3 protein-coding genes are annotated in these 13,119 nt (G+C 48.0%); all 3 read left to right on the top strand.

The features are described 5' to 3' along the window. The first annotated feature begins 8 nt into the window (after positions 1–8). From fabD to E8L90_RS06215, 3 genes are read left to right on the top strand one after another with little or no spacing between them, the layout of a single operon-like run. On the top strand, positions 9–1,277 hold the full coding sequence (fabD, locus tag E8L90_RS06205) for an ACP S-malonyltransferase (RefSeq protein ID WP_137028454.1): 1,269 nt from the start codon (positions 9–11) through the stop codon (positions 1,275–1,277). Between the two features lie 38 nt (positions 1,278–1,315). Beyond that, positions 1,316–5,188 carry a type I polyketide synthase gene (locus E8L90_RS06210; protein WP_137028455.1) on the top strand — a complete coding sequence of 1,291 codons (3,873 nt, stop codon included), beginning with the start codon at positions 1,316–1,318 and terminating at the stop codon, positions 5,186–5,188. Next, positions 5,179–13,116, top strand: a complete 7,938-nt coding sequence (locus tag E8L90_RS06215) for a non-ribosomal peptide synthetase (RefSeq protein WP_137028456.1) — start codon at positions 5,179–5,181, stop codon at positions 13,114–13,116. Before E8L90_RS06210 ends, E8L90_RS06215 begins: the two co-directional genes overlap by 10 nt. The last annotated feature ends 3 nt before the right edge of the window (positions 13,117–13,119 follow it).

A 13,119-nucleotide genomic window follows, 5' to 3' on the forward strand; every position in this document is an offset into this window, starting at 1 on the left:
GTCTTTTTATGACAAAAGTAGGAGTTGTTTTTCCAGGACAAGGCTCACAGGCAGTGGGCATGGGGAAAAAACTGTATGAGCAATTCGATCTCGCTCGTGAAGTGTTCGAAGAGGCAAACGAAGTACTTGGATTCGATCTGAAAAAAATTTGTTTTGAAGGCACCATGGAAGAGCTGACCAAAACCGATATCACTCAACCGGCCATCCTGACAGCGAGTGTTGCCGCTTACCGGGTAATGATGGAAGAAGCGGGAATTGTGCCAGCGTATCTCGCGGGTCATAGCTTGGGTGAGTATTCGGCATTGACTTGCACCAACGCTATTTCGTTTGCTGATGCTGTGCGACTCGTTCATCTACGTGGAAAATTCATGCAGGAAGCGGTGCCTGTCGGTTTCGGAGCCATGACAGCAGTTTACGGCGTTGAGGTTGAACTGATCGACCAAGTCTGCCGACAAGTTTCTACCGCTGAAAACCTAGTCGTCATCTCCAATGTGAACTCCACTGACCAGATCGTCATCTCGGGTCATGCGATTGCCGTCGAACAAGCAAGTGTGAAGCTAAAAGAGCAAAAAGCCAAACTAATACCACTCAAAGTAAGTGCGCCATTCCACAGCCCTCTGATGCAACCAGCCGCTGACTGCATGAGAGAAGAACTGGAAAAGGTTATATACAACGACTTGACCTATCCGGTGCTCTCCAATGTGACGGCATTGCCATATGTAAGCAAGGAAAGCATCATTGACAACCTGACCGAACAAATCGTACAACCGGTTCAATGGCTTGACTCGATGAAATACCTTGAACGGCACGGAGTAACAACCCTGATCGAGATGGGACCGCAAACTGTACTCCGCAACTTGATGAGAAAAATCGCTCCATCCGTAGAAGCATACACCTACACTGACGAAAAGGACGCAGCAATCATCCGTGAAAAACGAGTGGCTGCTGCACCAGCAGCAGAACCGGATAAACTCAAGTTCATGATTCGCTGTCTGGCGATTGCCGTCTGCACCAAAAACAACAACTGGGACAATGAAGCCTATAGTAATGGTGTAATCCAACCTTATCGCAATGTTCAGCGTATGGTCGAAGAATTGGAGCAGAATAACCAAGAGCCAACCTTTGACCAGTTCAAAGCAGCCTATGAAATGTTGCAATCTGTATTTGAAACCAAGCAAACCCCGCAAGAAGAGCGTGATGAGCGTTTTGAACAACTTTTTTCCGAAACAGGAACGAAAGAGTTAATCAAGTTGTTAGAAACACAACCTGCCTTGTAACTCCAACGGATTCCTTTTTGAAAAAGGGAGGGGCAGACATGCTGAACAAATTTTCTGATATAAAAGGAAAAAAAATGATTTCCTTTGGCCAAGCAGATCAGCCACAACGAATGGTAGACGAGGTCAACAAAAAAGACATAGCCATTATCGGGATGTCAGGAACGTTTGGACAAGCTAAAGATTTAGAAGAATTCTGGGAAATCTTGGAAGAGGGTAAAGACTGCATCCGCCCCATCCCTGAAGAGCGTAAAAAGGATGCGGACGCTTTCCTTCGCTTGCAGGGAATGAATGTCGATAAGTTGACCTATCATGAAGCTGGTTATATGGAATCGATTGATCAGTTTGATCCTCCTTTTTTCTCGATTTCTCCAAAAGAAGCCAGTTTTATGGACCCCAACCAACGAAAGATGCTCGAAAACGTCTGGGGGACGATTGAAGATGCGGGATACGGTGCACAAAAGATTCGCGGCACGAGAACCGGAGTATACATCGGCTACTCAAGCGACCCGCTGAATGATTATAAAATGATGATTTTTGCCGCGAACCCAGCCGAGATATCCACTTCTTTTGCGGGGAATCTAAAATCCGTTATTGCAAGCAGGATATCTTACTTGCTGGATTTGAAAGGTCCGGCACTTATAGTGGATACCTCCTGCTCCTCAGCGCTCGTCGCTGTGCACCTTGCTTGTCAGGCGATCAAAAACGGTGAATGCGAAATGGCCATTGCCGGTGGAGTCAAGATCAATTTGCTTACCGTAAAAGGAGACAGTATATCCAACGTTGGAATCGAATCATCAGATGGCAGAACACGCACATTTGATCATGCCTCGGATGGTACAGGTATGGGAGAAGGAGTAGCATCCATCTTGTTGAAGCCGCTCCACAAAGCTTTGCATGACAGGGACCATATCTATGCCGTGATCAAAGGAAGTGCCATTAACCAAGATGGAGCATCCATCGGGATTACGGCGCCCAATGTGTTGGCGCAAGAAGATGTGATGGTTAAAGCATGGAAGGCGGCAGCCGTCGAACCAGAGAGCATCTCCTATCTAGAAGCACACGGGACAGGCACGAAACTTGGTGATCCGATTGAAATTGACGGCATCACCCGGGCTTTTTCCAAGAATACTTCCAAAAAGCAATTCTGTGCGATCAGCTCAGTCAAGACCAATTTCGGCCATCTCGATCACTGTGCTGGGATGGCTGGTTTGGTCAAGATGGTCTTGGCGTTGCAACATAAACAAGTCCCTGCCAACGTTCATTTTCAACAGCCTAACCGTCAAATTCCTTTTGAAGATTCTCCTGTCTATGTAGTGGACCGGCTGACCGACTGGGAAGTAGAGGGTGTGCGTAAAGGCGGCGTAAGCTCATTTGGCATGAGCGGAACAAACAGTCATGTCGTACTTGAAGAAGCGCCGAAACAAACAATTGACACGCCTGCTGAATCAGTCGGTATTCGAGTGTTCACTTTTTCGGCGAAAAGCGAGATCGCTCTCAACAAGCTGATTCATTCCTATCAAAAAAGCTTGCTTTCTAAGCACTGTGCAACCCTTGACGATATCTGCTTTACTGTCAATACCGGACGAGGGCAATATAGCCACCGCATCGCCTTATTGGCAGAGAGCAAAAAGGAACTGACTGATCAACTCACTCGGCTTAGTGAGGTAGGCTTCAGTGAAGCCCAGAACGACCGCGTTTATGTCGGTACTCACACCATCGTGAGCGATCAAAAAATCAATAAACTTGTTACAGAAATATACGAAGGCGAGAAAAAATCCTTGGATTTGCAAGCCACAGAACTTATCCGTTGCATCAAAAGCGAAGCCAGGCAAGCCCACCATCCGTCACTGTCAAAGCTATGCGAGCTCTACGTCAAGGGCGCAAATGTTGACTGGGAGTCCTTTTATTACGGAAAAAAATATCAGCGTGTTAGTCTGCCAACCTATCCATTTGACAAGCAGCGTTGCTGGATTCCGTTGCCAAGTACAGAAACAGAAACTTTTGCAGAAACGCATACGGACGAGCAGTTCTACACACTTAACTGGAAACCAACAGACTTGTCAGTAAAAGCTAAGCGACCGACCAAACAGGGGACCATTCTGATCTTTGCAGATGAACGGGGAGTCTCTACGCGACTTGCAGAGCATTTTCGACAAATCGGACGAGATGTGATTCTCGTTGAGTTCGGGGCGCATTTTGCAGCCAGAAGCCAAAACACCTATCAAATCAGTGGTTCCGACGATGACTACGCCAGACTGTTTGCTGCGATACGATCGCTTCATGTAACGAAGCTGATCCACCTCTCCACTATGGCAAGGCAAAGTGCTTGCCTGAATATAGGCGATCTGCAGCAAAATCTTAAAAAGGGTATCTACAGCCTTTTTTCCATTCAGAAAGCTTACCGTCTTTTCGAAAATCAACACAAAATCGAGATTACACTCGTAGCTTCCCATGTCAATAGAGTAACTGGGAAGGAACCAAGCGTTTATCCCGAGCACCAATCGTATTTTGCACTAGGTAAAACCATACACTTAGAAAATACCAATCTGACATGCAGATGTATCGATATGGATGAGCACCAACCTTTCGAGACGATTCTAAATGAACTGGAGGGTGACCCAACAGGGGCTGTCGTTGCTTATCGCGAGGGTGTCCGCTACACACAAGAATTTGACCATTTTGACGCTCAAAGCGATCCTCAGCCAGCGCAACAGATCAAAGAGGGTGGTGTCTATGTCATCACAGGAGGCACAGGCCGCCTGGGTCTTGAGGTGATCAAGCATCTCACCGCCAAGCACCGCATCCACGTAGCCATATTCCATCGCTCGCCATTGCCGGAGCGGACCGAGTGGCGGACTCTATTTGCCCAAGGTACTGATCTTGTGTTGGGTCAAAAACTGCAAGCATTACTGGACTGCGAACAAAACGGTTCGAGTATTTCCTGCCACCAAATTGACGTCACTTGCGAAAATAGTCTTCGTGCGACGCTTCAGGAAATAAGAGAGCAGTACGGCAGTATCAACGGCATAATTCACTGTGCGGGAAAAGGCGTAGGCCGGGGTGCGGTTTCGCTTGCAGAGGAGCAGATGGAGAACTTGCAACGGACATTGGAGCCAAAGCTTATCGGGACCTGGCTGTTGCACAAATACACCCTCGACGAACCGCTTGATTTCTTCGTGCTTTTTTCTTCGTCCGCTACATTGACCGGAGGAATAGGAACAGGAGCGTATACCGCTGCAAATGCCTACCTAGATGCTTTTGCCGGCTACAGACAGCAGCAAGGCCAACCTGCACTTACGATCAATTGGCCTACATGGGCAGTAACTGCAGGTTCAGCTGGGATCAGCGAAGCGAATCAGTTATTTAGCTTTTTGCCAACGGATCGGGGACTCCGCGCCATGAGTCGTCTACTCGGCACCTCCCATCCGAGGATCATTGTCGGTAACATTCGGCCTAACATGCTGGACTTGTTGGAGATCACCGGCTTAGGTGTCTCTCAACGACTGAAAACATCCATCACTTTCGCAGAGATTCCACCCCAGCTTGCCGGAGTGGAGACGGATGGATACACCAACACCCAACAAACGTTGATAAAAATCTGGACTTACGTATTGGGTGTTCAAACGTTCAGCATTTTTGATAACTTTAACGCTTTGGGCGGCGACTCCATTCTAGCCTTGCGCCTGTTTAAAGAGATGGATAAGGAGTTTCCGGGGACGGTTGAACCATCCGATGTTTTCTCCTATCCGTCCATCGCTTTGATGAGTGACTATTTGGACCGACAAATGGAACCAGAGAATCGGAATGCTGGAAATGTAGATGACCTCTTAGGACGATTATCCAAAGGTGATCTATCGGTCGAAGAAGTGGCAAAACTGATGAAATCGGCGGGTGATCTCAATTGGAATTGATCACAAATTATCTATTTAAACAAGTGGCCGCTAAGCAGCTCACTCCAAACGAAGCCAAACAATTACTCAAAGAAATTCAAGTTCACTCGAGGGCCTCTGCTCCCAAGCGAGAGGACGTGGCAGTTGTCGGTTTGGCTTGCAAACTTCCAGGTGCGGAGAGTCCCGCACAATATTGGGAGAATCTTGTGCAAGGAATTTCTTCGATCGGAGATTTTCCCGAAGAGCGCAAGTGCGACCTCGTTCGTTATTTGCACGGTGAACGGTCTCGCTTCAAAAAGGGCGGCTATCTGAGAGAGATCGATAAGTTCGACGCGGCTTTTTTCCGCATTTCTCCCCGTGAGGCTGAACTTATGGACCCGATCCAGCGACTGTTTCTTGAAATAGCATGGGAAGCGTTGGAGGACGCAGGACTTGCAGGGAAAATGATTACGCAGAGCAAAACTGGCGTCTATGTTGGGTACGATACTACTCCGGCCCCTGACTACAGTGATCTTTTGGGTGACTTTCAGGACACCTTGGCATTGATAGGTTCCAATAGAGGAATTCTAGCAAGCCGACTCAGCTATATTTTGGATTTGAAAGGGCCAGCCGTGGTGTTTGACACGGCTTGCTCGTCCAGTCTGGTTGCGCTACATCACGCATCCCAAGCGATCAGAAACGGAGAGATTGATATGGCAGTGGTTGGGGGAGTGTCGCTAAATTTTCTCCCCATTGGCCAAGGAATGCTGGATGCTACTGACGGCAAGATCAAAACCTTTGACAAAAACGCTAATGGTACAGTATGGGGCGAGGGCATTTGTGCAATCATCCTCAAACGGCTGAATCGGGCGATAGAAGATAAAAATAGCGTATACGCTGTAATTAAAGGAAGTGCGATTAACAACGACGGTGCATCCAACGGGATTACCGCTCCAAGCGCAGAGGCTCAGGCAGAGCTCATCACGCAGGCATGGGAAATCGCAGACGTAAACCCCGAAACGATTTCTTACATCGAAGCACATGGGACCGGCACTAAATTGGGTGATCCAATCGAGATCCGCGGCATTCATAGTGCTTTTAGACAATACACAAAAAAAACGCAATTTTGCGGCATAGGTTCTGTCAAGTCTAACATTGGCCATACAGTCGGCACATCGGGCTTGGCCTCCGTAATCAAAATGTCGCTGGCGCTGACCCATAAGATTCTGCCGCCTACATTGAACTTTGAACAACCGAGTCCACTGATCAATTTTGTCGACTCTCCCATCTATATTAACGATCGCCTCCACCAGTGGGAGACGGAGGGTTATCCTAGACGTTGCGGAATTACCTCGTCTGGTTTTAGCGGAACGAACTGCCATCTGATAATGGAAGAGGCACCGACAACCGATCAGGTTTCTGAAAGGAGTAGCTATCATTATCAGATTTTTACCTTGTCGGCTAAGACGGAAGAAGCCTTGTGGCTATTGATTCTGCGTTACCGGAAATGTCTCTTCGCTCATCGCGAAATCCGCATCGAAGACGTCTGCGGCACCGCCAATACAGGTCGCGGTCATTACTCCCATCGCTTGGCGCTGATCGTGCAGGATACAGATCACCTGCTGCAGAAGCTGCATGCACTTGATCAATCCCATTTCCAATCAGACGGGGTTATTCTAGAAGGGTTTCATTATGGAAAACATGTAATCTCGACTGTGGAAAACCCGCATCTGGAAACGGATGTCCTGACAGAGAGTGAAAAATTGGTCCGTTCGCATGCGGTCAATCAAGTCCTCCACGCCAATGGACAGGCAGCCTTTGCTAATCCAGCCTTGTTGGAGACCTACAGCACTCAGTATGTACAAGGGGCAGACTGCGACTGGTCGATTTTGTACCCGCCAGGCAGCTTTACATATTTGCATCTACCTGTGTATCCTTTTGACCGCATGCGTCATTGGTTCCAACGTGAAATGCCTCTTGCGGTGAACGCGGAGGAAAAACAGAAGCTGCGGCCATTGATTGACCGCTTGGTTGTAGATACAGTCGGCCAATGTATTTTTGAGTCCATCTTGTCTCCAAAAAGTCACTGGGTCGTTGGTGAGCATCAGGTGGTAGGGCGCTATGTTCTGCCCGCTACGGCCTATCTGGAAATGGCAATTCAGGCGATACAAGAGTATCTGCAAACGAACGGAGTCATCCAGATCCATCAATTTCAAATTTATGTCCCTCTCACATTTGACCTCGATCAAGAGAAGACAGTGCAGATTGTCATTACAGAAAAAGCAGATGGTTTTGCCTTCCAATTCTTCAGCGAACAGGAGCGATCATCCGCCGGCAGACGCAAACAGTGGATCACCCACGCCGAGGGGGAGATTCACATAAAGGCTGGCAGTGAAGACGTAAAACCGGACCGACTTGACATCCAGATGCTTAGACATGTCTTCGGAGAGGAAACAGTTCTACCACAAAAACAATCAAGTGTGCTGACCTTTGGCTCCCGCTGGCACGGCAAGAAGTCTGTCCGAACCTTTAATCAGACGACATTGGCCTATGTGGATCTGCCCGCTACACTTCACGCTGAAGCAGCATCCTATACGTTGCATCCGGCTATCTTGGATATGGCTACATCACTCGGCATTTCTATGGCGCCGAAAGACGCATTGTACCTTCCATTCTCATACCGTAGCATCACCGTGTATCGACCATTGCCAGCCAAGTGCTACAGTCTGATTGTACCAAGCGAGGAGAGAGGGAACTCCGAAGAATTGATCAGATACCATCTCGAAATCATCACGGAGAGCGGTGAGATAGCCGTCTCCATCAATGACTTTACACTGAAACGTGTGCACGACAGAAAGGAACTGGTCGGTTCATCCAATGGCAACTGGGCCCCATTCTTCCAATTGTGCTGGGTCGAGGAAGAACTGTCTAAGCAAATGCCGTTTTCCCCCAACGGCTCCACCCTGGTTTTCTTGGATGAGTACGGGTGGGGCGAGCAGTTAGCTCAGCGACTTGTTCAAGAGAAACACAGCGTCATAACAGTCTCTTACAGTCACAGCTTTCGGGAACTCGCACCAGATGCGTATGAAATTGGCGGCAGCGAACAGGATTATGTGCGTTTGCTTGCCGCCATCAAAGAGCAAGAACTGCCGATTTCCCACATTATGCACATGCAAAGCATCATCATTACGAGCGATGCTCCTGCGACCGTTGAACAGTTGAAGGAACGGCAAAGCAGAGGAGTCGACAGTCTCTTTTTCCTCACCAAAGCCCTGTTCGCGAATAAGTACCGTGATGATATCCAGCTGTTGCTATTTGCCAAAACCGTCAATGAGATCAACAAGGAGGAGGAAGCCCTCCATCCTGAGCAAGCTGCCTTGTTCGGTTTGGGAAAAGTCGTAACGCATGAGTACGACAATCTAAACTGCCGTTGCATCGATATCGATTCATCCACCACCATCGAGCATCTATTTCACGAACTAGTGGCGAAGGAGACTTCCTATCTCACTGCATATCGTCGAGGTGTTCGATACATTGAGGTTCTGGAAGAACTGAACATGGACGAAGACGACAAAACTTCACCGATCGAACTGAAAAGTGAAGGGGTTTACATCATCACGGGTGGCCTTGGCGGGATTGGATATACTATCAGTTTGGCTATCGCCCAAAAACAACAGGTGAACTTTGCCTTTATCCAACGTTCAGCTTTGCCAAATAGGGAAGAGTGGGCCACGATACTAGCGGAAGGTACGGATGCAAAACTGTGCCGCATGATTTACCGCATACAAGAGATCGAACGAATCGGTTCCCAGGTTGTGTGCTGTCAGGCCGATGTGGCAGATCAGTCAACAATGCAGCGTGTTATCTCTCAGCTTCGCGAAAGATTCGGACAGATCAACGGGGTCATACACAGCGCGGGCGTCCCAGGCGATGGATTCCTCATTCGAAAAAACTACGATACCTTCACTCAGGTGCTTTCGCCGAAAGTGCAGGGAACATGGGTTCTGGATCACATAACCCAAAACGACAATCTCGACTTTTTCGTGATGTTCTCGTCCATCACTTCGCTGCTCGGCGGACGAGGTCAGGGCGATTATACGGCGGCTAATAGTTATCTGGACAGCTTTGCCGCCTATCGGAAGAAGCTGGGCAAGCGCACGCTCACGATCAACTGGCCCGCCTGGAAAGAAATCGGGATGGCAGTTGACTATGGTGCGGTCCAAGACACCCCGTTGCAAGCGTTGGAAACCATTGAAGCTGTCCATCTGTTTGAAAAAGCATGGCACAGCAAGGAAAATCGTGTGTTAATCGGTGTGATGCCCTTTGATCAGGCTACGACTTCGAAGGAAGAGTTGCCATTTGTCCGTCTGGTGGAACAAAAGAAACAGCAAGTGCTTCAAGCCAAACTATTGTTACATCCTGGACAGGGGAGGAACCTAGATATCTCGCCCCAGCACCCACAGCCACCTTCGGAAGCAAAGACGCTTGTTCTAAAAGGAAAACCAGAAGATGACTACAGCGATACAGAGCTTAAGGTGGCTGAGATATGGGCCAAAAATCTAGGCTTGTCTGAAATTCATGTTTACAGTGACTTGTACAGTCTGGGCGGAGATTCGATCATAGCCATAAAGATCGTCAACGACTTGAAAGCGTCTATTCAGCAGAAAATCGACATCAGCGATTTGTTTGAACACCAATCTGTAATTCAACTGGCCGCATTCCTTGACAGTCTCTTGTCATCCGAACGGAAAGTCGAAGAAGCGACCGTCAACAAGAGCACATTGATAGAAGGCCAGCATTATGCGCTGTCGAGTACCCAAAAACGGATGTGGTTCATGCAACAATTCGAGCCGAACCTCGTAATCTACAACCTTATGGCCCAACTTCAGGTACCATTTGAGATCCATTTGAATTTGTTGCGTGAATCCTTCCGTATCTTGATAGCTCGCCATGAATCACTGCGCACCGTTTTTACAATAGAAAACGGAGATCCGCGACAAATCATCTTGGCACCTTTTGAGCTTGATATCCCGTTTGTCAATCTATCGATGGAAGCAGACAAAGAGCGTGTATTGACTGACCTGTTGCTGCGTGAAAATCATACCGTTTTTGACCTGTCCAAGCCATTGGTGCGGGCAACGCTCTACAAATTGGGCGATTCAGAATACTGTGTCGGCGTCTTTTTTCACCACATTATCACGGATGGATGGGGCGCCAACATCTTTGTCAATGAACTTAGCGAAGTCTACCGCGCGCTTCAAAGCAAAGAGGAACCGAATCTCCCATCGAAACAGATGAGCTACATCAACTGGGTGCAACAGCACATCCAATGGCAGGAAAGTCAAGAAGCCCAAGAAATGGAAGCTTACTGGCTGCAAGAATTGGTAAAACCACTGCCGCTATTGGAAATGCCGTTTACCTACAAACGGCCGATGAAGCAGACGTTTAACGGGAAGCATCTGACGTTTCGCCTACTGCATGAACAGTCGCTAGCGATCAAAGAACTGGCTCGCAGCCATAAGGTGACGATCCATATGTTCCTGTTATCCATTTATGCGTTATGGTTGAACAAACTCTCTGGTGACGATGATATCATAATTGGTTTGCCAATCGCCGGCCGTGACGATAAGAAGCTCGAAACCATCGTCGGACTGTTCATGAACACGGTTTGCATTCGAGTACGTTTTGACGGACTCAGCCAATTCAACGAGCTCCTCCAACTGGTCAAAGAGAAGAGTCAAAAAGCTTATGCCAATGGAAAATATCCTTTCGACACACTGGTGAACAAGGTAAACCCACCTCGTGATCTCAGTCGCAGCCCGATCTTTTCTACGATGTTTACGTTCTTTGAATATGCACAAGAGAGTCAGGAACTCAGCCAATTCGACTTATCGATGATCTGTAAAGAAGCGGATGACGAGATTGAGGTGCGTATTGAATACAACACAGATTTGTTCTCTCCAGAAACAATGCAACGGATGGCCGGTTACTACCATAACCTTTTGTTATCCCTTCAGGCAAACCCGGCACGACGCTTCGATGAGATGGTCATGCTTTCGGAAGAGGAACAACAACAAATCCTCTACGACTTTAACGATACAGCCACACCGTATCCAGATGAGCTGACTGTTGTGCAATGGTTCGAAGCCCAAGTGGCCAAAACACCGCACCAACCGGCCCTTGTATGCAACAATAGTCAGTTGACCTACATCGAACTGAACGAAAAAGCCAACAAGCTGGCACGTCAACTTCGTGCGGCTGGTGTGGTGGGGAAAGACAATTTCATTGGAATCATGGCCGATCGTTCCCAAGAGATGATCGTGGCGATGTTGGCCGCCTGGAAATCAGGAGGGGCTTTTGTACCAATTGATCCGGCTTATCCAGCAGAGCGGATAGCCTATATGCTCACAAACAGCAACGCTGTTGTATTACTGTCACAGCAACATTTACGCGACAAGGTGGAATACAACGGCATCTGGATCTGTTTAGATGATCTCGAAGGAGATGCAACAAACCTTGACCCTATTGCTTCACCTTCTGACCTCGCGTATGCCATCTATACATCCGGTTCAACTGGAAAGCCAAAAGGGGTTATGATCGAGCATCGTTCTTTGGTCAACTTCATCAACGGCATGAAAGAGCGGATAGGGTTCGCTGCTGATAAACCGGTTCTATCCATCACCACGATGTCATTTGATATTTTTGCCTTGGAAACGATTCTGCCGCTCACTCTAGGGGCTCAGATCGTTATCGCGACAGAATCAGAGCAGATGGATGTCAACAGACTCGCCTCTCTGATCACCCGCCACAATGTAAAGATGTTACAAATGACCCCGTCACGAATGCAGCTTTTATTGGCTTCCAATGACAAGTTATGGCTTGAGCAGGTCACGGATATCATGATCGGTGGTGAGAATTTCCCGCTAGCTCTATTATCTACCTTGCAAGAAAGAACCCGAGCACGTATCTACAACATGTATGGTCCAACAGAAACCACCATCTGGTCTGCGGTAAAAGAGCTGACCAATGAAACGGCCATCACCATCGGCACTCCAATCGCCAACACTCAATGCTATGTCCTTGGCCCAGACAAGCAAATTCAGCCGATCGGTGTGGCAGGTGAGCTATATATCGCTGGTGATGGTGTGGCGAGAGGATATCACAGTTTGCCTGCCGTAACCTCAGAAAAATTCGGGGCCAACCCATTCACGGGAAAAGGAAGGATGTATCGTACCGGCGACATAGCCAAATGGTTGCCAAACGGTGAACTGGAATTGCTCGGAAGGATCGATCATCAAGTGAAGGTCAGAGGCTATCGCGTTGAGCTGGGAGAGATCGAAGCGCATTTGGCTCAACATGAAGCGATTGAGGATGTCGTAGTGACAGCACGGAAAGATTCAAATGGACGGACCTACGTGTGCGCTTACTACGTCCGAACCCGTGTTGTTGAAACATCTGAGCTCCGCGAATTCCTCCTGCAACTGGTCCCAGAATATATGGTGCCTGCTTACTTCGTTGCATTGGAACAGATTCCGCTGACGCCTAACCAAAAGATCGATCGAGAAGCATTGCCTGCCCCTGATGTAAACCAGCAACTAAATGACAGCTTTGTCGCTCCCCAAAATGAGATTGAACGGATTTTGACCGAGGAGTGGAAAGAAGTGTTGGGGCTGTCCCAGATCGGGGTGAGAGACAACTTCTTTGATCTGGGTGGCGACTCACTGTTAGCGGTTCAGGTATTTACCAAAATTCAACAACATTACACAGAGATCGAACTGTTCGACCTCTTTAAATATCCAAGTATTGAAAAAATGGCCGACTACATCGGAAAAGAGATACAGCCACTTGAAGGGGAAGAGAGAACAGAAAAGGAAAAGGAGAATGGCTTGGACGACATCTTCTATTTGTTTGACGAATTGAAAGAAGGCAAAGTAAGCATGGAACGAGCGATTGAAAGCTTAAAAAAATAGGAG

This window comes from Brevibacillus antibioticus (assembly GCF_005217615.1).
Taxonomy (GTDB): domain Bacteria; phylum Bacillota; class Bacilli; order Brevibacillales; family Brevibacillaceae; genus Brevibacillus; species Brevibacillus antibioticus.